We start from the raw sequence: 21,048 nt of genomic DNA, 5'->3' as shown, positions 1-21,048 counted from the left end.
GCGGGGATCTTACCCGGCCTTGCGCCCGCGCGGAACAAGCGCCACGAGGCCCAGAACGGCGGCCGCGGCGACGGCTGCTCCCAGCAGAAACGCGGTCTTCGAGCCCGCGCCCTGCCAGACGAGGCCGAAGACGACGCTCGCGGGCAGGGCCGCGAATCCGATGAGGCCGTTCATCCAGCCGAAGGCCCGTCCGCGCATCGCCGGGCCGACGAGATCGGCGACGAGCGCCTTCTCCGTCCCTTCCGAGAGCGAGTAGTAGAGCGAGTAGACGCCGACGAGCGCGACGAGGGCCGCCGTGGACGTGACAAAAGCAAAACCCGCGTAGCAGACCGCGTAGAGAGTCCACGCGACGGAGAGCACGCGCTTGCGGCCGAAGCGGTCCGAAAGCCCCCCACCCCAGGTCGAGAAGAGGGACTTCACGGCGTTCGAGAACGCCCAGAGGATCGGCAGCCACGCGGCACCGATCCCGATCTCTTTCGCCTTGAGGAGGAGAAACGTGTCGGACGACGCGGCGAGAGCGAACAGCGCGAAGACGCCGGAGGTCCTCCAGAAGACCGGGGGGAGAGAAGAGGAAGACGAAGAGGAAGAGGAAGATTCTTCGAATGGTTTAGAGGGCGGCGGGGAGCCGCGGCGCGCGTCGAGAGGCGCAGAGGGCGCCCCGCCCTCTTCACCTTCAAAGAAATCTTCTCTTCTTCTTTCTCTTCTCTTACTCCGAAAGCAAGAACCAGAAGAGAAAGCGCGGCGGGTATGGCCGCCAGCAGGAAGACGGTCCGCAGGCTCAGGCCTATGAACCCGACGAGCCCCGCCGCGAGCAGGGGGCCGAAGACGGCGCCCGCGTTGTCGAACGCGCGGTGCAGGCCGAACGCCGCGCCGCGCCGGTTCGCGGGCGCGGCCGCCGCGATCATCGTGTCGCGCGGCGCGGTGCGCACGCCCTTGCCGACGCGGTCGAAGAAGCGGATCAGGACGACCGTCGGCCAGCCCGGCGCGAGGCCGATGAGCGGGCGCGCGACGGACGAGAGGCCGTAGCCGAGGAAGACGAGGGGCTTCTTTGCCTTCGCGCGGTCCGTCCACTTGCCCGAGAGGATCTTCACGAACGAGGCCGTCGCGTCCGCGACGCCCTCGATCCAGCCGAGCGCCGCCGCCGGGACGCCCGACAGCGTCACGAGGAACGCGGGGAGCAGCGGGACGATCATCTCGGACGAGACGTCCGTCAGGAACGACACCCAGCCGAGGCGGACGACGGTCTTCGGCAGCCCGGTTCGGCTCCGCGGGGGAGAATCGCCGGGCATGGCGCTCGTCTCGACCACGGCCTTCATTCTGAAGCTCGACCCGCTTTCGGAGAAGGACCTCGTCGTCGCGCTCCTCACGAAGGATCACGGCGTCGTCCGGGCGGCCGTGCGCGGCGCGCGCGGCAAGTCGAAGCGCGCGGCGGCGCTGCAGCTCCTCACGGAGGTCTCCCTCACGTATTTCCGCAAAGAGGGCGCGGACCTCGCGCGCGTGGACGGTCTCGAGATCGTGAAGAGCGCGTACGACCTTGCCGTCGCCGCCGACGCGGCGATGCTGCTGCCGTACGTCGCGGAGAGCGCGCTCACGTTCGTGCCCGAGTCCGAGCTCGGCGGCGACGTTTACCGCCTCGTGCGCCACGTGCTCGACGCGCTGGAAGCCGGCGTCCCGGCGCCGCTCGCGACGCGGTATTTCGAGACGTGGCTCCTGAGGTTCGCGGGCGTCCTCGACGAGGAGGAGGTTGCCGAGCCCGCGAGGGGCGTCCTCGCATCCATGCGGAGGTTCCCGCTCCTCGCGCTCGCGAAAAAGCCGCCGCCCGCCGGCGCCCTCGAGTCCCTCGAGGACCTGCTGCGCGAGGCGCGCCGGAGCTTCCTCGGGCACGAGCTGAAGAGCTACCGGTTCCTCCAGAGCCTCGGCTGAGCGGGGATTCGGTACACTCGGCGTCCGCTCATGGACCTGCAGTCGCTGATCCTCCGGCTTTCCGCGTACTGGTCGTCGAAGGGCTGCCTCATCGAGCAGCCGTGGGACGTCGAGGTCGGCGCCGGGACGATGCACCCGGCGACGTTCCTGCGCGTCCTCGGCCCGGAGCCGTGGAACGCCGGCTACGTGCAGCCCTCGCGCCGCCCGGCCGACGGCCGTTACGGCCAGAACCCGTTCCGGCTCGTGAAGCACCAGCAGTTCCAGGTCGTCATGAAGCCGGCGCCGGTGGACATCCAGGACCTCTACGTCGAGAGCCTCGTCGCGCTCGGGATCGACCCGAAGGAGCACGATCTCCGCTTCGAGGAGGACAACTGGGAGTCCCCGACGCTGGGCGCGTGGGGCGTGGGCTGGCAGGTGCTGCTCGACGGGATGGAGATCACGCAGTTCACGTATTTCCAGCAGGCCGGCGGCCTCGACCTCGCCCCGATCACGGCCGAGATCACGTACGGCCTCGAGCGCCTCACGATGTTCCTCGCCAAGAAGCGCAGCGTCTACGACATCGAGTGGGCGCCGGGCGTGCCGTACGGCGAGGCGCGCAAGCAGGACGAGTACGAGGTCTCGAAGTACGGATTCGAGATCGCCGACCCCGCGCTCTGGCAGCTCCTCTTCGAGAAGTACGAGGCCGAGGCCAAACGCTGCCTCGAGGCCGGGCTCGTTCTCCCGGCGTACGACTTCACGTTGAAGTGCTCGCACGCCTTCAACATCCTCGACGCGCGCGGGGCCGTCTCGGCCACGGACCGCGTCGGCGTCATCAAGCGCGTGCGCGGCCTCGCCGTCGAGTGCGCGAAGGCTTACGTCGCCTCGCGCGAGGCGCAGGGCTTCCCGATGCTTCCGAAGAAGCCCGAGCCCGAGCCGCCGCCGGCGCCGGAAGCGGCCCCGGAGCCGACCGATGTCTGAGTTCCTTCTCGAAATCCTCGCCGAGGAGATCCCGGCGGGCGTGCTCCCGGGCGCGCGCGAGGACCTGCTCGCCCGCGTCGCGAACGCGTTCGCCGAGGCGCGCCTCGGTGGCACGCTGACCGTCCACTCCACGTCGCGCCGCCTGATTCTCGTCGGGGAGGGCGTGGCCGACCGCCAGCCCGACGCCACGCTCGAGGTCACCGGTCCCCCGGCCTCCAAGGGGTTCGACGCCGAGGGCAAGCCCACGAAGGCCGCCGAGGGCTTCGCGAACGCGCAAGGCGTGTCCGTGGACGACCTCGCCGTCGTCCAGCTCCCGAAGGGAGCCTACGTCGTCGCGAAGAAGACGGTCTCGGGGCGCCCGGCAGCGGAGGTCATTTCCGAGATCCTGCCGCCGCTCGTCGAGAAGATGACGTTCCCGCGCATGATGCGCTGGGGCGACGGCGGGCCGATCTGGATCCGGCCCGTCCACTCCGTCGTCGCGCTTCTCGACGGCCTCGTCGTTCCGCTCCAGCTTTTCGGCGTCGAGAGCGGTCGCACGACGTACGGCCACCGCACGCTCGCGGGCGGCCGGATCATCGTGATGGGCGTCGCGGACTGGTTCGCGAAGCTGCGCGCAGCCCACGTCGAGCCGGACCTCGCCGTGCGCCGCGCGCGTTTCGAGGAGCAGGCGAAGGCGCTCGCGGCTGGGATCGGCGGAGAGCCGGCCGCGGACGAGTCGCTCTTCGAAGCGTGGTCCCATCTCGTCGAGTGGCCCGGCCTCGTGCGCGGCGCGTTCGACGAGGCGTTTCTGGAACTGCCGGAAGAGATCCTCGTGACGTCGATGCGCGAGCACCAGAAGATGCTCCCCATCCGCCGCGAGGGGGCGCTCCTGCCCGCGTTCCTTGCGGTCTGCGACCAGACGGGCGACCCGAAGGGGCTCATCGCGCAGGGCAACGAGTGGGTCACGTCTGCCCGCTTCGCCGACGCGCGGTTCTTCTGGGACGACGACGGCAAGACGAAGCTCGAGGACCGCCTCTCGCGCCTCGGGCGCCTGCAGTTCCAGGAAACTCTCGGCGACTACCTCAAGAAGACGGGCCGCGTGCAGGATCTCGCCGAACGCCTCGCGGCGCGCCTGCAGGTCGCCGACTCGTCCTCCGTGATCCGCGCGGCGCGCCTCATGAAGGCCGACCTCGTCACCGACATGGTCCGCGAGTTCCCCGACCTGCAGGGCGTCGTGGGCGGCCTCTACGCGCAGCGCGAGGGCGAGCGCGACGAGGTGTGGCAGGCGATCTACGACCAGTACCGGCCCGCGTCCGCCGACGACGCGTCGCCGCGCAGCGACGTGGGCGCCGTCGTCGCACTCGCGGACCGTCTCGACACGCTCACGGGCCTCTTCGGCCTCGGCCTCGTCCCGACGGGCTCGCGCGACCCGTACGCGCTGCGCCGCGCGGCGCTCGGCGTCGTCAAGATCCTCCTCGACCGCAACTGGCACCTCGACGTGCCGGTCGCGATCTCGGACGCGCTCCAGCTCCACGGCTCGCTCGCGCGCGGCCGGGAGGAGGTCGTGCCGGAGCTCTCGGCGTTCCTGACCGAGCGGCTGCGCTTCCTCCTCGAGAAGAAGGGGCATGCGGCCGACACGATCGAGGCCGTCCTCGAGGCGGACGCGCGCGACCCGGTCGACGCGGCCGAGCGCGTCGCCGCCGTGGACGCCATGCGGATGGAAGCCGACTTCGCGCCGCTGGCCGCCGCGTTCAAGCGGATGCAGAACATCCTTGCGCAGGCGCCGGAAGCGCTGGGCGAGCCCGACCCCGCGAAGATGACCGACGAGGCCGAGCAGGCGCTCGCCGGCGACTACCTGCAGGCGCGCGGGATGATCGACGACCTCCTCTCGCAGCGGCATTTCCACGACGCGCTCGGAATCATGGCGTCCTTCGGGCCCGCCCTCGACCGCTTCTTCACCGAGGTCCACGTCATGGCCGAGGACGAGGGCGTGAAGGCGAATCGGATCGCGCTCCTGAAGGCGATCCGCGACCAGTTCGCCCGCGTCGCGAAGTTCGCCGAGATCCGGGGCTAGGCGTCAGGCCGGCAGCGTCAGCGTGAGCGTGAGGTGGAGGAGGGCCACGAGGTCGCCCTCCGTCACGACGACGCCCTTGCGGTAGCCCTCCGGGCTCCCCGGCGGCGCGTAGACGCCCGGGATCGTGCGCGGGGCCACGAGCGCGATCGAGACGGGATGCGTCCCCTTCATCGACGTATCCACCGGGACGATCGCCGTCGCACGTGCCAGCTCGGTGGAGATCACGTTCCCGATCTGGATGTGGAGGACGTCGCGCACGGGGGAGCCGAGGAGAGGGATCTGTCCGACGAACGTTCCGATGACGGTGTTCAGGGCGGCGCCGAGGATCGGGCCGACCGTGTTCGTGCGGTCGACGAAGAGGCGGGCGTGGAGGTTCACGTGGTTCGAGACCTTCACGGGCCCGCCGAAGAACGGGCGCCCCGACGCGTCCGGGGGCAGGTCGTCCGCGGCGACGGTCTGGCCCGAGGCCGCCCGGAACGGCATGCGTGCCGAGGCGAGCGCCGTGTTCGGCGCGGCGGCCGAGGGGATCTCGAGCTGGAGGATGAGCGAGAGGTCCGTCGGCGTCCCGGCATCGCCCGGCCAGCCGTTGTGCTTCACCTCGACGGACGCGAAGACGACCTCGAGGGTGGGGAAAACGGGGACCGAAGAGGGTTTCTTTGCTTTCGGAGAAGATCTCGGAGAATTCGAAGATTTCTTAGAAGGTGAATGGGGCTGCGGCTTGCGCATCGGCTCACCTCGCTTGCTGCGGCGCTGCACACGGATTCTTTCACTTTCTGAGAAAAATCAGGATTTCCCCGTCTTCCTCGTCTCCCGAAACGCCCGGGTCCGAAGCAAAGCTAGAATCCCTTTCCTTTGAGGAGGATTGCGATGAAACGCGCCACCCTGTTCGTGCTCGCCGCTGCGGCTCTCGCCGCAGTCATCCCCGCCCGTCCGGCCGTCGCGAAGGAGCTCGCGGGCGTGAACATGCCCGAGACCCTCTCCGTCGGCGACAAGACGCTGAAGCTGAACGGCCTCGGCCTCCGGAAGAAGGCCATCTTCAAGGTCTACGTCGGCGGCCTCTACCTCGAGGCGCCTTCGAAGGACGCCGCGGCGATCCTCGCCTCCGACGGGGCGAAGGCCGTCCGCATGACGTTTCTGCGCGACGTCTCGAAGAGCCAGCTGAAGGACGGCTTCGTCGAGGGTTTCGAGAACAACGCGAAGGAAAAGGCGGCAGCCCAGAAGGCCGCGATCGAGAAGCTCTACGGGCTGATCCCGGACATGAAGGAGACCCAGACGCTCTCCTTCTCGTACCTCCCCGGCAAGGGGACGACCGTCTCCTTCGGTGACAAGGAGCTCGGCGTCATCGAGGGCAAGGAGTTCGCCGAAGCGCTCTTCGCGCTCTGGCTCGGGCCGAAGCCCCCGTCCGAGGACCTCAAGAAGGGAATGCTCGGTTGACGGGCGGCGCCTCGCTGCAGAGCCTTCTCACCGAGAAGCGCTTCGATCTCGTCGAGACCGTTTTCCAGGAGGCGCTCGCCGACCCTCTCCTGAACGAGGAAACGATCCTCGCGGCCCTGCGCGGGTTCGCCCGCGCGGGCCAGAAGCCGCGCCTGCAGGCCCTCGCGGGCGCGGCGGACGCGGCCCTGAAGAAGTCCCCGGACCCCGACGCTCCGAGGCTGCGCTGGACGATCCTGAAGGAGGCCGTCCGGGCCGGCGCGACGCCGTCGACTCCCGACGGCTTCCACCGTCTCTTCGAGGACGTGCTCGCGTCCGCGTGGCCCGACGCGACGTCGCTGACGAGCCTCCTCGGCCGGTTCAAGTTCCGCGAGGCGAAGGACCCGCTCGACGGTCTCGCCCGCGCCGAAAAGGCCGAGGCCTGGCTCCCGTTCGAGACCGGCAAGGTCTTCGCGATGGCCGGACGCGGCGCCGGCAAGGTCGTCGAGACGAACTTCGCGCTCAACGTCGTGCGGCTCGACTTCGAGTCCGCCAAGGGCGTCGCCGTTCCGATCGGCATCGCGTCCCGGCAGCTCGTCTCGCTTCCGCCGGGCCACTTCCTGAACGAGAAGTTCACGGCCCCGGACGCTCTGCGAGAGCGCGTCGTGGCCGACCCCGGGGCGGCGCTCAAGCACCTCATCGACTCCTTCGGTCGCGCCCTGACGATGACCGAGGTCAAGGAGGCCGTGAAGGGCCTCGTGGCCGAAGACGCCTGGACCTCCTGGTGGACCGCCTCGAAGAAGAACCCCCAGGTCGTCGTCCACGGCAGCGGCAAGAGCGCGACCGTCGAGTGGTCCGACTCGGCGGACGCCGCCGACGCGACTCTCCTCGCGAAGTTCGAAAGAGCCGCCCTGAAGGACCGCATCGACCTCTTCCGTAAGAACCAGAAGCGCTCGACCGTCCTCGCGCTCGCGATGGCGAAGCTCCTCGTGAGAGACGCCGAGGAGCTCGAGGACCGGGACTCGGCCACGGCGTTCGAGATCGCCGTTCTCGTCGAGAAGGTGCCCGGCGTCACCCACGCGGCCGACGTCGAACGCCACGTCCTCGCGCAGCCGCTCGCTCTCCTCGGACGCCTCTCGGACCGGACGATCCGCGAGCGGGCGCTCGAGATCCTCGTCCGCGAGAAGCCGGCGGAGGCCCCCGCCGTCCTCGCGGAGTGGATGTTCAAGGAGGAGGACGGCCGGACGATCGAGCTCATCGACCGGAAGCTCGCGGAGATCGACCCCGTAACGCGGGAGCGGACTCTCGACAAGCTCCTGAAGAACCCGCGCTCGGGGCCGCGCGCCTTCGTGTGGTTCGCCCAGCGCTCCGCGACGGACGACGCGTTCCGGGCGCGCCTCAACCCGAACGTCCTCGGCCGGCTCCTCGACGCGATCTCCTGGGACGAGCTCGGCGGCCTGCGCACGAAGGTGCGCGAGATGTTCGACCGCACCGGCCTCGTCGCGGGCTGGCTCGTCAAGCAGGCCTCGGTGGAGGAAGCGCGGTCGTTCCTGGCCGGGCTCTCGCGCCACCACGAGCTCGAGCCGCTGCGCCGCGACGGCCTCCTCGCGGCCGCCGAGATGCGCTTCAAGGACCTCCGCAAGGCGGAGGACGACACGTTCTTCGTGACGGCCGCGGCCATCGAGAGAAAGCGCGCCGAGCTCGAAAACATCCTGAAGGTCGAGATTCCCGAGAACACGAAGGGGATCGCGCTCGCGGCCGCGGAGGGCGACCTGTCGGAGAACTTCGAGTACAAGGCGCGCCGCGACAAGCAGCAGCTTCTCTCGGCCCGCGCCGGCAAGATCCAGGAAGAGCTTCTCAAGGCCCGGGCGCTGGATCCCGCGACGATCGACACGACCGAGATCCGCCCCGGCGCGCGCGTGACGCTGGAAGGCCCGAAAGGAAAGAAGACCGTCACGCTCCTCGGCCCGTGGGACTCGAAGCCGGACGAGGGCGTGTATTCGTACCTCTCCGAGCTCGGGAAACTCCTGCTCGGGAAGACGGCGGGCGAACAGGCCACGGTGCTCGGCGACGAGATGACGATCAAGAAAATAGAGGTCTTCGCATGAAAAGACGTTCGGGCGTTCTCCTTCTCGCCAGTCTCCTTCTTCTCCCTCTCGCGGCGCGGGGCGCCGACGACGCCGTCGCGCCGAACGAGGCGCTCGTCCTGGACGGCCTGCCGGCTGTGCCGAAGACGCTCGCGGAGCGCGCGTCCGCGTACATGGAGTTCCGCACGGCGTCGTTCCAGGCGTGGAACCCGCTGCGCTCCGAGATGCTCGTCACGACGCGCTTCGGCGACGTCCCGCAGCTGCACCGCGTCAAGGCGCCCGGCGCCGCGCGCACGCAGCTCACGTTCTACCCGGAGCGCATCATCGGCGCGCGCTATCGGCCGAAGACGGCCGACGTCGTCTTCTCCAAGGACGTCGGCGGCGGCGAGTGGTTCCAGCTCTACCTGCGCGAAGACAAGACCGGCAAGGTTTCGCTTCTCACGGACGGCAAGTCGCGCAACCAGGGCGGCGCGTTCACGCGCAGCGGCACGTGGATGGCCTACTCGTCCACGAGGCGCACGGGAAAGAACGGCGACATCTGGGTCATGAATCCCTCCGACCCCGCGAACACCGACCGGATGGTCCTCGAGGGCTCCGGCGAGCGCCTGTTCGTGACGGACTGGTCGCCGGACGAGAAGACGCTTCTCGTCGTCGAGGGGATCTCCGTCAACGTGTCGCACCTGTGGCTCGTGGACGTCGCGACGGGCGCGAAGACGCGCTTCTCGCCGGAGTCGAAGGAGCAGGTTTCCTGGGGCGCGGGACGCTTCTCTCCCGACGGAAAGACGGTCTACACGACGACGGACGCGGACTCCGAGTTCAGCCGCCTCGTCGCCGTCGACGTCGCGACGAGGAAGCTCGAAGTCCTGACTCCGGGGCTGTCCTGGGACGTGCAGGGCTTCGACCTCTCCGAGGACGGATCGAAGCTCGCGTGGACGGTCAACGAGGCGGGCGCCGAGACGCTCCACGCGATGGACGTGAAGACCCGCAAGACGATCCCGCTCCCGAAAGTCCCGTACGGGACGATCGGCGGCCTGCGCTGGTGCCCGCAGAGCCGCAACCTGGGGTTCACGCTCACGTCCGCGAAGTCGCCGGCCGACGCCTGGGCCATCGACACGCAGACGGGTGCGCTCAGCCGGTGGACCGAGAGCGAGACGGGCGGCCTCGACGCGAGCGCGTTCGCCGAGCCCGAGATCGTGTCGTGGAAGAGCTTCGACGGGAAGACGATCACCGGCCTTCTCTACCGCCCGCCGGCGTCCTTCGCCGGTCCGCGCCCCGTGATCTTGAACATCCACGGCGGGCCGGAGGGGCAGTCGCAGGCGGGGTTCCTCGGGAGGAACAACTTCCTCCTGAACGAGCTCGGCGTCGCGATCCTCTATCCGAACGTGCGCGGCTCCACGGGCTATGGCAAGACGTTCGTGAAGCTCGACAACGGCGTCCTGCGCGAGGACTCCGTGAAGGACGTCGGGGCGCTCCTCGACTGGATCGCCGTGCAGCCCGGCCTCGACAAGGGCCGCGTCATGGTGACCGGCGGCTCCTACGGCGGATACATGACGCTCGCATCGATGACGCACTACAACGACCGCTTCCGCTGCGCGCTCGACGTCGTCGGGATCTCGAACTGGGTGACGTTCCTCGAGCACACGGAGGCCTACCGGCGCGACCTGCGCCGCGTGGAGTACGGCGACGAGCGCGACCCGAAGATGCGCGCGTTCCTCGAGAAGGTCTCGCCCCTCGCGAGCGCGTCGAAGATCACGAAGCCGATGTTCATCGTGCAGGGCCGGAACGACCCGCGCGTGCCGTACACCGAGGCCGAGCAGATGGTCGGCGCGATCAAGAAGAACGGCGGCCCCGTGTGGTACCTGCTCGCGAAGGACGAGGGCCACGGGTTCAGCAAGAAGAAGAACCAGGACTTCCTGTTCCTCGCGACGCTGAAGTTCGTCGAGGACAACTTGCTGAAGTAGGAAGAAGAGATGCGAAAGTCTTCTCTCCTCTTTCTCTCTTTCTTTCTCTTCGCAAAGATGTCTTGGGCGGCGGAGCTGCCGCACGTTTATGCGCTCGTGAACGCGCGTGTCGTGACTTCGCCGGGCAAGGTCATCGAGAAGGGCGTCGTGATCGTGCGCGGCGGCGTCATCGCGGCCGTCGGGGCCGCGGGCGCGGTGGCCGTGCCGGCCGACGCGCAGGTGATGGATCTCGAGGGCCAGACGGTTTCGCCGGGCCTCATCGACCCGTACGTGACCGTGTCGCGCCTCTCCGGCGTCCGCCCCTCCGCGGACGACTCGACCGCTTCCCGCCGCGGCGCGGGCGCGGCCGCGTTTCCCCAGGCCACGCCGGCGCCCGAGCCCTCCGGCAACGCGCTCCCGTCGTCGAAGCTCCGCCCCGAGCGGACCGTCCTCGCCGACCTGAAGGTCTCCTCCGACGTGCGCGAGGCGTTCCGCGACCTCGGCTTCACCGTGGTCGCCGCCGTGCCCGACAAGGGCATCCTGCGCGGCGAGAGCGCCGTGATCGCGCTCTCCGACGGCCCGCTCTCCCGCGCGCTCCTCGTCGCGAAGTCCGCGCAGCACGTCGCGCGCGACGCCGACGCGCCCGAATTCGGAGGGGAGTATCCGGGCTCCAAGATGGGAATGGCCGCCGCGGTGCGGCAGGCCTTCTCGGACGCGAAATGGCTGCTCGCGGCCGACGCCGCGTACGCCGCGAAGCCCGCCGGGCGCGCGCGTCCCGAACGGTACGACGGGTGGGTCGCGTTGGGCGACGCCGTTTCCGGCAGGGAGCCGGTCGTCTTCGAAGCCTCCGACGTCCTCGCCCTCCTCCGTTCCGCGAAGATCGCGGCGGAGTTCGGCCTGAAGGCGCGTCACGTGGCGACGGGGAGCGACCTCTACCTTCTCGCCGACGAGGTCAAGGCCGCGAGGCCCGACCTCGTCCTCTCGCTCGCGTTCGCGGCCGCGCCGTCCGTCGAGGACGAGGACGAGTGGAGCGACGTGTCGCTCCAGCGCCTCCGCGCGTGGGATCGCGCGGCCTCGAACCCGCGCTGGATGCGCGACCTCGGCCTGACGTTCTCGCTGACGACGCACGGTCTCGCCGAGCTCTCCGACCTCGCGGATCGCGCGAAGAAGGCCCGGGCTCGCGGCCTTTCGGCGGACGACCTCCTCGCGGCCTTCACGACGATCCCGGCGCGTCAGCTCGGTCTCGCGGGCCGCGCGGGCGAGATCGTTCCCGGCGCGCTCGCGAACCTCGTCGTGTCGTCCGGCCCGCTATTCAGCGACAGGACGCGCGTCCTCACGACGTTCGTCGACGGCGTCCCTTACGAGGTGAGGCCGAAGAAGGGCGCGGTCGCCGGCACGTTCAAGGTGGACGGCGCGTCGGTTTCGCTCCGCTCGGATCCGCGCACCGGCCTCCCCGGCGTCGGCGTGACTCCGGCGGCCGGAGGCAAGCCGGTTGCGGCGACGAACGTCGTGAGGCACGGCCAGAGGCTCACGTTCGACGTCGACGGGGCGCCGTTCGGGCTCTCCGGCCCGCAGAAGGCGGAGGCCGTCGTGGAGGGCGACTCGCTGCGGCTCGACGTGCGCCCTGCCGCGGGAGGCCCCGCCGTGTCGAAGCGCGCGGAACGGGACCGCTCCGCACCGGGCCGCGGGGGTTCCGGCGCCGACGCCGCCGAGCCGGGGGCGGCGCCGGCCGCCACGGCCGCCGAGAAGCTGGACGCGCCGGACTCCGACGTGCGCCCGCTCCCCGCGCGCTGGGCGGCTCCGCTCGCGGCGCCGAAGGCCGTCCTCGTCAAGAACGCGACGGTCTGGACGTCCGGTCCGAAGGGCACTCTCGAGAACGCGAGCGTTCTCGTCGTGGACGGCAAGGTCGCCGCCGTGGGAAAGGACGTCGCCGTGCCGGCGTCGGCCGCCTCGTCGCTCGTCACCATCGACGCGCAGGGCCGCTCCGTCACGCCCGGTCTCATCGACGCCCACAGCCACACGGCGGTCGACGGCGGCGTGAACGAAGGCAGCCACAACATCTCGGCCGAGGTCCGCATCGGCGACGTCGTGAACCCCTTCGCACCGGCGATCTACCGCGAGCTCGCCGGCGGCCTCACGGCCGCGAACGTGCTCCACGGCTCGTCGAACGCAATCGGCGGGCAGTCGGAAATCCTCAAGCTCAGGAACGGCGAGGGGCCCGACGGCCTCAAGGCTCAAGGACGCGCCGCCCGGCATCAAGTTCGCGCTCGGCGAGAACCCGAAGCGCTCGAACATGCAGGGGACCGGTCCGCTCCGCTACCCGCAGACGCGCATGGGCGTCTCGGCCCTCATCCGCGAGCGCTTCTCGGCCGCGCGCGACTACCGGAGGAAGCAGAAGGCCGAGCCCGTCCGCACGGACCTGCAGCTCGAGGCGATCGCCGAGATCCTCGAGGGCAAGCGGGCGATCCACGCGCACAGCTACGTCAAGCAGGAGGTCCTCGACCTGATCCGGCTCTGCGAGGAGTTCGGCGTGAAGATCGGAACGCTCCAGCACATCCTCGAGGGCTACAAGGTCGCCGACGAGATCGCGGCGCACGGCGCCGGCGCCTCGTCCTTCAGCGACTGGTGGGCCTACAAGTTCGAGGTGTACGACGCGATCCCGTACAACGGCGCCCTGATGCGGGAACGCGGCGTCCTCGTCTCGTTCAACTCCGACTCCGACGAGCTGGCCCGCCGCATGAACGTCGAGGCGGCGAAAGCCGTCAAGTACGGCGGCGTGCCGCGCGAGGAGGCGCTCAAGTTCGTGACCGCGAACTCCGCGAAGCAGCTGAAGGTCGACGCGCGCATCGGCTCCCTCGAGCCGGGCAAGGACGGCGACTTCGTCGTGTGGTCGGGCGACCCGCTGGACGCAACCAGCCACGCGGACGAAACCTGGATCGAAGGGAAGAAGTACTTCGACCGCGCCGAGGACCTCAAGGCCCGCGCCGCCCTCGGGGCCGAGAAGACCGAGCTGATCGGCAAGGCGCGCCTGGCCGCCTCCCGCGGCGCCGCGGCCGCGCCTGCCGGGCCGCCGGCCCGGCCCGCCGAGCACTCCTGCAGCGAGGAGGAGCACGCCATGGATGCGTCCGCCGGTGTGGAGGTGGCGCGATGAGCATGCTCCTTCTCGCCTCCGTCCTCGTCCTCAAGGGCGCGACCGTGCACACGGCGGCCGGGCCCGCCATTCCGAACGGCGTCGTCGTGATCGACGGCGGGAAGATCTCGGCGGTGGGCGGCCCCGGAACGCCGATTCCCGCGGGAGCGACGGTCGTCGACGCGGCGGGCAGGCACGTCGCCCCCGCCTTCTTCGCGCCCGCGTCGCTCGTCGGGCTCGTCGAGATCCAGGCCGTCCGCGCGACGAACGACGTCTCCGAGATCGCCGAGATCAACCCCGAGGCGCGGCCCGACGTCGCGATGAACCTCGATTCCGAGACGCTCCCCGTGACGCGCTCGAACGGCGTCCTCTTCGCGGCGCTCGCGCCGCGCGGCTCGACGTTCCCCGGCGCCGCGTCCGTCGTGACCCTGAACGGCTGGACGCGCGAGGACGCGTGCGTGAAGTGCCCGGCCGCGGTCCTCGTCGAGTGGCCCGAGATGGCGATCGACCGGCGCCCGGAGGCCCGGCCGTCCGCGCGAGTCCAGGAGCGCCGGCGCGACGAGGCGCTCGACCTCATCCGGCGGACGTTCCGGGACGCCGCGGCGTACCGGACGGCCCGCGCCGCCGAGGGCAAGGCCGGCGTCCCCGCGCACGACACCGTTGCGTCCACCGGGGCGCTCGCGGCCGTCCTCGACGGGTCGATTCCCCTCGTCGTCCGCGCCGAGCGCAGGGCGCAGATCGACGCAGCGCTGCGGTTTCTCGACGAGGATCTCAAGGGCACGAAGGTCCGCCTCGTGATCCTCGGCGGATACGACGCGCCGAGGTCGGCGGCGGCGCTCGCCGAGCGGAAGATCCCCGTCGTCCTCGACACGGTCCTCGATCTGCCGCTGCGCGAGGACGACGCGTACGACGCGCCGTTCACGAAGGCGGCGGAGCTCGCGAAGGCGGGGGTCGTCGTCGCGATCGGCAACGGCCAGACGACGATGACCGCCGCGACGACGCGCGACCTTCCGAACGACGCGGCGATGGCCGTGTCGTTCGGACTCGACCCGCTCGAGGCGCTCCGTTCCATCACGCTCAACCCGGCGCGCATCTTCGGCGTCGACGCGCGGATCGGCTCGCTCGAGCCGGGCAAGGACGCGTCGCTCGCCGTATGGACGGGCGACCCCCTCCAGACGACGTCCACCGTCACCGCGCTCTACGAAAGGGGCGTGGCGCTCGATCTCTCCGACCGCCACAAGCGGCTCTGGGAGCGCTACCGCAGCCGGCCGAAGCCCGCTCCGCCCGCGGCCGGCGGCCGCTGAGGGGAGGGGAGCATGGGCCGCGGCGCCTGGATCTTCGCCGGCCTCGGGCTCGCATTCGTCGCGTTTCTGATGTTCGTGATGGGGAAGGCGCTCGACACGAAGGCGCCGATCCGCATCGACCGTACCGGGGCGACCACCCGGGAGCCCGTCCGGACGCCCTCGGCCGAGGAAACCGCCGCGCGCGAGACGGCCGACATGCGGTCGATCGTCGCGGGGCGGGCGCAGTCGCTCGGCCGGCGCGCGGCGGACCAGGCGTTTTCGGGCGAGGAGGCGGCGCGCGCGAGGTGCACGTACACGGGTGCGACGCTCGTCAGCCGCGACGGCGTGTCCGCCTACTGGAACGCGGAATTCTCGTGCGCCGACCCGAACGCGCCCGGCTCGTTCCCGAACCTCACGAGCGTGTCCGTCCGCCTGAGCCGGGACGGAGAGCGCTGGATCGTGGACAACTGACGGGCGTCAGCGCGGCAGGGCGAGGAAATCCTTGACCTGATCCACCGGGATCGCGAAGTTCAGCCCCTGCGTCTCCTTGATCTTGAGCGTGTTCACGCCGACGACGCGCCCCTGCTGATCGAGAAGGGGCCCGCCGCTGTTGCCGGGGTTGATGGCGGCGTCGTGCTGGATGAGCGCGACGTCCCCGAACTGGCGCGGCTTGTCGGAGCTCACGATGCCGCGCGAGAGGCTCATCTCGAGGACGGGGCCGGCCGGCGAGCCCAGCGCGAAGACGGGATCGCCCATCTTCAGCACCGCGCCGGCCGCGAGCGGCGCGACGGGGACGGGCGGATCGACCATCGCCTGCAGCAGCGCGAGGTCGTGCTCCTCGTCGGTCGCGAGGATGCGCGCGTCGACCGGCTTCTTCGAGCCCGGCATCAGGATCTGCTGGTAGTCCGTCCTTTTCACGACGTGGAAGTTCGTGACGAGCTTGCCCGACGACGTCACGAAGAAGCCCGTTCCGGTCGCGAATCCCTTGTCGAAGGCCAGCTTCGCGATGACCGTGACGACGGACTTCTTGGCGGCCGCGAACGGGTCCGTCGGCTCCTGCCGGGCCGGCGCGTTCGCCGGAGCGGACGCGGCCGCCTGGGGCACGTTCGCGGGCGGCGCGGCCAGGGGCGTCGGCTTCGGCCGCAGCGCGACGAACCAGACGACGCCCCCGAGTGCGGCGACGAGGCCGCCGCCGAGGAGCGCAAAGGCGAGGCGCCGGTCGGGCTCCGGCGGGCGCGGCCCCGCGACCGCCGGGCGCCGCACGGGAGGCGGCACGAGAATTCGCGACGAGCCGGAGACCGGCGCGGCGGGCCGGGCGGGCGCGGACGCGCGCTCGAGCGAAGCCCCCGCGTAGCCGACGGTGAAATCGAGAATGCCGATCGAGAACGTCGAGCCCGGCCGGAGCTCGGCGCGCGGGACCATCGCGCCGTCCACCTTCAGGCGCAGGACGCCCACCGGCGCGATCTCCCATCCGCCGCCGGGACGCGAGACGATCTCCGCGTGAAGAGCCTCGACGCCCGCGAAGGGCAGGGCGACGTCGTTCTGCTGGCGGTTCGAGCCGAGGCGCAGCGCGTGGTCGAGCGGCACCTTTTTCGTCTCGCCCGTCGCGGGGTCCATCCACATGAGTGCGAGGGAGGCGCCGGCGTCGGGCATCAGCGTGGCTTCATCGGAGCGTTTCCGTAGGGTGAGGCCGGCGTGGGCGTGCGCGCCGGAGCGGCGGTCTTCGTCGGCGCGGGCGTCATGAACGGGTTCGAGCCGTCTGGCTTCGAAACCTCCTCGGTGTGGCCCGCGACGTCCGCGATCATGACGAGAACGGCGTCGTTCTTCGTGCGGAACGACGAGGCCTGGCCGGCCCAGTCGCACGAGAGCCAGAGGAAGATCTCCGACTCCTCACCCGGGACGAGGTCGGACGGGTCCATCGTCTGGACCTGCCCGTTGTAGTCGCCGGACCGGATGCTCCCGATCAGGACGAGCGCCTTGAGGCTCCGCAGCTTCATCCGCGAGATGTTCTTCACCGAGCCGTACGCGCGGGCCCGCTGGGAGGGGCAGCCCGAGGCGTCCGCGTAGAACGTGCTGAGCTTCAGGTGCTGCGCCACCGATTCCTTGCCGAAGAACGGCACCGAGTCGTCGAGCGAGACCTCGCGGCCGGCGAGCTTCATCTTTCCGGAGAGCTGGTTCTGCTTGACCGCGGCTTCCGCGTCGCGGAGGGACGTCTGCTTCGCGATGCCCGAGAGGGACGCGCGCGTCGGATTCGGGGCGAGGCCGGGGGTCGGCGCGGGCGCGTTCCCCGCGGCGTTGGCCTGCTCGGTCGCGGCCCAGTCGACGTCCTGGGCGGCGAACATCGTGAGCGTGCCGTTCGAGCAGAGGCGGAACTTAACGGGCTTGCCGTCGTGATTCGGCCGGTCGAGGGCGCCGACGCGCTCACCCGACGTCGTCACGACGAAGAACGGGCAGGCCTTCGTCGCCGGTCTCAGGTCCTGGACCTGGAAGAGGAGCGCCGCTGCGAGGAGCGCGGACATCGTGGCGAAAGTGTACGCCTCGGGGAGGCGGCAACGGCCCGTCTCAGCGGTGGGCGGCGACGAACGCGCGCACGTCCGCCGCGGGAACGCCGAGCGCGAGCGCCGCCGCGCGCAACGAGTCGTCGTCGTCGAGGCGTGTCGCGAGCACCGGGCCGTTCACGGGAACCTCGAGGAGCGCGAGGTCCTTCCCCGGATCCGAGGCGACGAGGCGCGCCGTCACCGGCGCATCGGCCCCGGCGGCCCGCACGAGAATGGACTCGGCGGCCGCGGCGAGGCGCTGGTTCAGGAGAACGAGGCCGTTCGTCGTCACGAAGAACCCCTGCGCGGGCACCCACGAGCCGCCGATCTTCACGAGGACGATCGGGGCGGCGGATTCGACGCCGGGAGCGGCGGACGGCGACGTCGCAACCGAACCGGCCTCGAGGAGGGCCGTCCGGTCCGCCGTCTTCGCCTTCGGGCGCGCGCGGCCCGCGGCGGGCGCCGCCGGCGAAGCCGCCTTTGCCCGGAGGCCCGTCGCGTCCTCCGCCTTCTGGTGGAGCGCGGACCACGTCGCCACGCCCGTCGCCGCGACGAGAAGCGCGACGCCGACGGCGGGCCAGCGGCCCGGGGCAGGCGCGGGCGGCGGAGGAGGCGCGAACGCGCGCCGCGAGCCCGTGCTGGAGACGGGCCGCGTGACCGTTGGCTCGCTCGGCCTGACGCGAAACGCGACCGGGCCGACGGAGAACTCGGTGCCCGCCGTGAGGCGCGCCCGGGGCGTCATCTGGTCGCCGACCTTGAGCCGCCTCGGACCGAGAGCCACGAGCTCCCAGCCGCCCGCCTGGTCGCCGAGAATCTCGGCGTGGAACGGCTCCACGGAGCGCAGGGGAAGGACGATGTCGTTCTGCTGCCGGTTCGAGCCGAATCGCAGCGCGCCCTCGAGCGGGACGCTCCGCGCCTCGCCGGTGACGGGATCCGTCCAGCAGAGCCTCAGCGAAACGGGAATCTCCCTGGGCATGAGGCGCGCAGTCTACCCCCGGATGCGCTCCGGGTGGGCATAGACGTTGAAGCGCGCGCCGCGCAGGAACCCGACGACCGTGAGGCCCGCCTCCTCGGCGAGCTCCACGGCGAGGCTCGTCGGCGCCGAGACGGCTGCGACGATGCGGGCGCCCGCGAGGGCCGCTTTCTGGGCGATCTCGAACCCGAGCCGCCCCGAGACGAGGAGGATCGGCGGCGTCCTCCGCCCCTCGCGGAGGAGCGCCCCGACGGCCTTGTCGGTCGCGTTGTGGCGGCCGACGTCCTCGCGCGCGACGACCAGCGTTCCGTCGGCCTCGAAAAACCCGGCCGCGTGCAGGCCGCCCGTCGAGGCGAAGACGGACTGTTTCTCGCGCAGGACGCCGGGGAGACGCGTGAGAAGTTCGGCGGTGATCGTGAGGTCCGCCGCGCCTCCGGCCCCAGCGGGTCGTGCGGCGCGCGCGCGGGCCGCCTCCGCGAGCGCGATCACGTCGGAGACCGAGGTCCGGCCGCACACGCCGCAGGCCGATCCCATGACGGTCGCGCGCCGCGGAGCGCATCGAGCGGCGCCGGGAGCGAGCGTCACGACGCGGACGTTCCGCGCGAGTTCCGGGGCGAGGCCGGGCTCTCCGGGCGGACCGACGGCCGCGACGTCGCCGATCCCCGAGATCACGCCTTCCCCGTAGAGGAGGCCGACGGCGAGATCGTCGTCGTCCCCCGGCGTGCGCATCGTGACGACGAACCGCTCGGGCGCGTCCGTTCCTTCGCGGAGCCGGATCTCGAGGGGCTCCTCGGCCGTGAGGGAGTCCCGGTCCCGGGTCTCCGCGTCGCCGTCACGGCGGACGACGTGCACGGAGACGGACGCGTCGCGGTGCGGAGCGGACATCGTGCGCTAGCCTACACTTCGCGCGTGACGGCTGGCCGCGTCCTCGTCCCGCTTCTCGCGGCCGCCTGCCTCGCGCCGGTCGTGCCCGCCGGCGGGGCCCTCGTGCTCGGAATCCTGGTCGCCCTGACCGCGGGCAACCCCTGGCCCGCAGAGACGAAGCGCCTCGCGCACCTTCTCCTCGGCCTGTCGGTGATGGGGCTCGGAGCCGCGGCGGACCTCGGCGTGGTGGCGCGCGTGGGCGCCCGCGGCATCGGCTACACGGCGGTGGGAATCGCGCTGACGTGCGCCGCGGGCTTCGCCCTCGCGCGCGCGCTGCGCGTCGAGGAGGACACGGCGATCCTCGTCACCGCGGGAACGGCGATCTGCGGCGGCAGCGCGATCGCGGCGGTCGCTCCCGCGATCCGGGCGAAGGCCGAGTCCGTGTCCGTGGCCCTCGCGACCGTGTTCCTTCTGAACGCGGTCGCGCTCGTCGTCTTCCCGCCGCTCGGGCGCCTCCTCGGGTTCGACGAGGCCCGGTTCGGGCTCTTCGCGGCGCTCGCGATCCACGACACGAGCTCGGTCGTCGGGGCGGCGGCCGCGTACGGGCCGAAGGCCGTCGAGGTCGCGACGACGGTGAAGCTCGCGCGCGCCCTGTGGATCGTCCCGCTCGCGCTCCTCGCGGCGCGGTACCACGCGCGCCGCACGGGGGAGAGCGCGCACGCCCGCCTCGCCGTCCCGTGGTTTCTCGGGGGCTTCGTCGCCGCCGCCGCGCTCGTCACGTGGATCCCGGCCCTCGCGCCGGCAGGGCGGTCCGTCGCGGACGCGGCGAAGCGCCTGCTCGTCGTCACGCTGTTCCTGATCGGGACCACGCTCACGCGCGAGGCGATCGCGCGGGTCGGAGTGCGGCCGATCCTGCTCGGCGTGATCCTGTGGATTCTCGCGGCCTCGGCCACGGCCGCGGCGATTCTCGCGGGCTGGATCTCGTGACGGGGGACACGCCTCGGGGGGCATGATCATGCTCTGGCGCGGGCGCGCCGCGGCCGCGACACTCGGACGGTGATGCGCCGCATGAGGTTCATGGTCGTTTACGAAGAGGGCCTCTGGTACGTTTACGAAGTCGGAAGCGGGCAGCCGATGGGGGCGTTCGAGGGTCAGCAGAATGCGATCCTCACCGCGCGCCACCTCGTGGAAATCACCGACGCCGAGCTCCTCGTCATGAACGCCGACGGGACGCTCGCGTCCCGCGAGTTCGGCGCCGCCCGCAAGACGGCCTGACGCGGCCCCACCCGCGGGGCGCAGGGACTCAGATCCCGCCGCCGTCCACGAGCGCGTCCTCATGGACCGGCTCGCGGAAGGCGCGGACGTTCGGGTCGAAGAGCGTATAGGTCCCCATGTTCAGGAGGGGCGGCGAGTAGACGTGCAGCGTCACGAGGTCCCTGCCGTCGTCGGCGACGTTCGAAACCTGGTGAATGTCCGCGTCCTGCGTTGCGCAGACGCTTCCCGGCGCATGCGCGAGCGAGCGGACCGCGAAGACCATTCCGGCTCGCGTCCGCTCGAAGACGGTCTCGAGCGCCTCGCCGGAAAGGACGCGCACTCCGCAGCTCGAGCCGGCGTGGTCGTGGATCGGGCTGCGCTGTCCGTTCCGCCAGCACAACACGAGCGCCTGGTAGGCCGGGCCCGCGTGGACGAGGTTCCGGCGGTACGTGTCGGCTCCGAAGATCAGGTGGTGTCGGACGTCGTCGAGGGACATCGAGACGTCCGAGAGCGCCGCCTCCAGCTCGCCGAGCGGGATGCGGTCGGAGAAGGCGTCGAGGCGGCGGAGGAGCTCCGCGAAGGTCTTCGCCATCGAGAATCAATCGCATCGTAGCACCGGACCCCGTCGGCTAGACTC

Annotated in this window: 18 protein-coding genes; 10 read left to right on the top strand and 8 right to left on the bottom strand. The window is 71.0% G+C overall.

The window, feature by feature from the left end; genetic code table 11:
* Window positions 1-9 precede the first annotated feature (9 nt).
* Both IPL89_02770 and IPL89_02765 read right to left on the bottom strand, forming a co-directional pair.
* On the bottom strand, window positions 10-420 hold the full coding sequence (locus IPL89_02770) for an MFS transporter (protein ID MBK9062104.1): 411 nt from the start codon (window positions 418-420) through the stop codon (window positions 10-12).
* The gene (locus IPL89_02765) at window positions 417-1,307 is read right to left on the bottom strand and encodes an MFS transporter (GenBank protein MBK9062103.1); all 891 of its coding nucleotides are present in this window, start codon (window positions 1,305-1,307) and stop codon (window positions 417-419) included. Before IPL89_02765 ends, IPL89_02770 begins: the two co-directional genes overlap by 4 nt.
* Between IPL89_02765 and recO the strand changes: the two genes are divergently transcribed.
* Genes recO through IPL89_02750 form a run of 3 tightly spaced genes read left to right on the top strand, consistent with a single transcriptional unit; the run spans window position 1,288 to window position 4,933 of the window.
* The gene (recO, locus tag IPL89_02760) at window positions 1,288-1,923 is read left to right on the top strand and encodes a DNA repair protein RecO (protein ID MBK9062102.1); all 636 of its coding nucleotides are present in this window, start codon (window positions 1,288-1,290) and stop codon (window positions 1,921-1,923) included. The two genes, IPL89_02765 and recO, sit on opposite strands and share 20 nt — an antisense overlap.
* A 30-nt stretch (window positions 1,924-1,953) precedes the next feature.
* A complete protein-coding gene (gene glyQ, locus IPL89_02755) occupies window positions 1,954-2,880 on the top strand; it encodes a glycine--tRNA ligase subunit alpha (protein ID MBK9062101.1) in 927 nt (308 codons plus the stop codon).
* On the top strand, window positions 2,873-4,933 hold the full coding sequence (locus IPL89_02750; GenBank protein ID MBK9062100.1) for a glycine--tRNA ligase subunit beta: 2,061 nt from the start codon (window positions 2,873-2,875) through the stop codon (window positions 4,931-4,933). The genes glyQ and IPL89_02750 overlap by 8 nt, the downstream gene beginning before the upstream one ends.
* 3 nt (window positions 4,934-4,936) lie before the next feature.
* Here IPL89_02750 and IPL89_02745 read toward each other — a convergent pair whose 3' ends face one another.
* Window positions 4,937-5,659, bottom strand: a complete 723-nt coding sequence (locus tag IPL89_02745; GenBank protein ID MBK9062099.1) for a hypothetical protein — start codon at window positions 5,657-5,659, stop codon at window positions 4,937-4,939.
* A gap of 141 nt (window positions 5,660-5,800) precedes the next feature.
* Between IPL89_02745 and IPL89_02740 the strand changes: the two genes are divergently transcribed.
* The 5 genes from IPL89_02740 to IPL89_02720 are packed head-to-tail and all read left to right on the top strand — an operon-like array spanning window position 5,801 to window position 15,254.
* Window positions 5,801-6,367, top strand: a complete 567-nt coding sequence (locus IPL89_02740) for a chalcone isomerase family protein (GenBank protein ID MBK9062098.1) — start codon at window positions 5,801-5,803, stop codon at window positions 6,365-6,367.
* A complete protein-coding gene (locus IPL89_02735) occupies window positions 6,364-8,451 on the top strand; it encodes a GreA/GreB family elongation factor (protein MBK9062097.1) in 2,088 nt (695 codons plus the stop codon). Before IPL89_02740 ends, IPL89_02735 begins: the two co-directional genes overlap by 4 nt.
* Window positions 8,448-10,391 (top strand): S9 family peptidase, encoded by a 1,944-nt coding sequence (locus IPL89_02730; GenBank protein MBK9062096.1) that lies wholly within the window; start codon window positions 8,448-8,450, stop codon window positions 10,389-10,391. Before IPL89_02735 ends, IPL89_02730 begins: the two co-directional genes overlap by 4 nt.
* Window positions 10,392-10,400: 9 nt before the next feature.
* Window positions 10,401-14,804 (top strand): amidohydrolase family protein, encoded by a 4,404-nt coding sequence (locus IPL89_02725; protein ID MBK9062095.1) that lies wholly within the window; start codon window positions 10,401-10,403, stop codon window positions 14,802-14,804.
* 12 nt (window positions 14,805-14,816) lie between these two features.
* Window positions 14,817-15,254 (top strand): hypothetical protein, encoded by a 438-nt coding sequence (locus tag IPL89_02720; GenBank protein MBK9062094.1) that lies wholly within the window; start codon window positions 14,817-14,819, stop codon window positions 15,252-15,254.
* Between the two features lie 6 nt (window positions 15,255-15,260).
* On the opposite strand, the gene IPL89_02715 is transcribed toward IPL89_02720, so the two are convergent.
* Genes IPL89_02715 through IPL89_02700 form a run of 4 tightly spaced genes read right to left on the bottom strand, consistent with a single transcriptional unit; the run spans window position 15,261 to window position 19,178 of the window.
* The gene (locus IPL89_02715) at window positions 15,261-16,436 is read right to left on the bottom strand and encodes a trypsin-like peptidase domain-containing protein (protein ID MBK9062093.1); all 1,176 of its coding nucleotides are present in this window, start codon (window positions 16,434-16,436) and stop codon (window positions 15,261-15,263) included.
* A complete protein-coding gene (locus tag IPL89_02710; protein MBK9062092.1) occupies window positions 16,436-17,302 on the bottom strand; it encodes a hypothetical protein in 867 nt (288 codons plus the stop codon). Before IPL89_02710 ends, IPL89_02715 begins: the two co-directional genes overlap by 1 nt.
* A gap of 43 nt (window positions 17,303-17,345) precedes the next feature.
* Window positions 17,346-18,296, bottom strand: a complete 951-nt coding sequence (locus tag IPL89_02705; GenBank protein ID MBK9062091.1) for a hypothetical protein — start codon at window positions 18,294-18,296, stop codon at window positions 17,346-17,348.
* Between the two features lie 12 nt (window positions 18,297-18,308).
* Window positions 18,309-19,178 (bottom strand): formate dehydrogenase accessory sulfurtransferase FdhD, encoded by an 870-nt coding sequence (locus IPL89_02700; GenBank protein MBK9062090.1) that lies wholly within the window; start codon window positions 19,176-19,178, stop codon window positions 18,309-18,311.
* On the opposite strand from IPL89_02700, the gene IPL89_02695 reads away from it, so the two are divergent.
* Together IPL89_02695 and IPL89_02690 are read left to right on the top strand one after the other, a co-directional pair.
* Complete coding sequence (locus IPL89_02695; protein ID MBK9062089.1) at window positions 19,164-20,144, top strand: putative sulfate exporter family transporter; 981 nt, start codon at window positions 19,164-19,166, stop codon at window positions 20,142-20,144. The two genes, IPL89_02700 and IPL89_02695, sit on opposite strands and share 15 nt — an antisense overlap.
* 72 nt (window positions 20,145-20,216) lie before the next feature.
* Window positions 20,217-20,432 (top strand): hypothetical protein, encoded by a 216-nt coding sequence (locus IPL89_02690; GenBank protein MBK9062088.1) that lies wholly within the window; start codon window positions 20,217-20,219, stop codon window positions 20,430-20,432.
* 28 nt (window positions 20,433-20,460) lie between these two features.
* On the opposite strand, the gene IPL89_02685 is transcribed toward IPL89_02690, so the two are convergent.
* Window positions 20,461-21,003, bottom strand: a complete 543-nt coding sequence (locus IPL89_02685) for a cysteine dioxygenase family protein (protein MBK9062087.1) — start codon at window positions 21,001-21,003, stop codon at window positions 20,461-20,463.
* Between the last annotated feature and the right edge of the window lie 45 nt (window positions 21,004-21,048).

The organism is Acidobacteriota bacterium (assembly GCA_016716715.1).
Lineage (GTDB): Bacteria > Acidobacteriota > Thermoanaerobaculia > UBA5066 > UBA5066 > Fen-183.
This window is presented reverse-complemented; position numbering and strand designations above follow the sequence as displayed.

What these genes read in the sequence shown, in the direction of transcription:
- IPL89_02690 (MBK9062088.1), top strand. Translation starts at nt 20,217, where the DNA reads ATGCGCCGCATGAGGTTCATGGTCGTTTACGAAGAGGGCCTCTGGTAC.
- IPL89_02685 (MBK9062087.1), bottom strand. Translation starts at nt 21,003, where the DNA reads ATGGCGAAGACCTTCGCGGAGCTCCTCCGCCGCCTCGACGCCTTCTCC.
- IPL89_02750 (MBK9062100.1), top strand. Translation starts at nt 2,873, where the DNA reads ATGTCTGAGTTCCTTCTCGAAATCCTCGCCGAGGAGATCCCGGCGGGC.
- IPL89_02725 (MBK9062095.1), top strand. Translation starts at nt 10,401, where the DNA reads ATGCGAAAGTCTTCTCTCCTCTTTCTCTCTTTCTTTCTCTTCGCAAAG.
- recO (MBK9062102.1), top strand. Translation starts at nt 1,288, where the DNA reads ATGGCGCTCGTCTCGACCACGGCCTTCATTCTGAAGCTCGACCCGCTT.
- IPL89_02720 (MBK9062094.1), top strand. Translation starts at nt 14,817, where the DNA reads ATGGGCCGCGGCGCCTGGATCTTCGCCGGCCTCGGGCTCGCATTCGTC.
- IPL89_02710 (MBK9062092.1), bottom strand. Translation starts at nt 17,302, where the DNA reads ATGTCCGCGCTCCTCGCAGCGGCGCTCCTCTTCCAGGTCCAGGACCTG.
- IPL89_02745 (MBK9062099.1), bottom strand. Translation starts at nt 5,659, where the DNA reads ATGCGCAAGCCGCAGCCCCATTCACCTTCTAAGAAATCTTCGAATTCT.
- glyQ (MBK9062101.1), top strand. Translation starts at nt 1,954, where the DNA reads ATGGACCTGCAGTCGCTGATCCTCCGGCTTTCCGCGTACTGGTCGTCG.
- IPL89_02740 (MBK9062098.1), top strand. Translation starts at nt 5,801, where the DNA reads ATGAAACGCGCCACCCTGTTCGTGCTCGCCGCTGCGGCTCTCGCCGCA.
- IPL89_02715 (MBK9062093.1), bottom strand. Translation starts at nt 16,436, where the DNA reads ATGCCCGACGCCGGCGCCTCCCTCGCACTCATGTGGATGGACCCCGCG.
- IPL89_02730 (MBK9062096.1), top strand. Translation starts at nt 8,448, where the DNA reads ATGAAAAGACGTTCGGGCGTTCTCCTTCTCGCCAGTCTCCTTCTTCTC.
- IPL89_02705 (MBK9062091.1), bottom strand. Translation starts at nt 18,296, where the DNA reads ATGCCCAGGGAGATTCCCGTTTCGCTGAGGCTCTGCTGGACGGATCCC.
- IPL89_02700 (MBK9062090.1), bottom strand. Translation starts at nt 19,178, where the DNA reads ATGTCCGCTCCGCACCGCGACGCGTCCGTCTCCGTGCACGTCGTCCGC.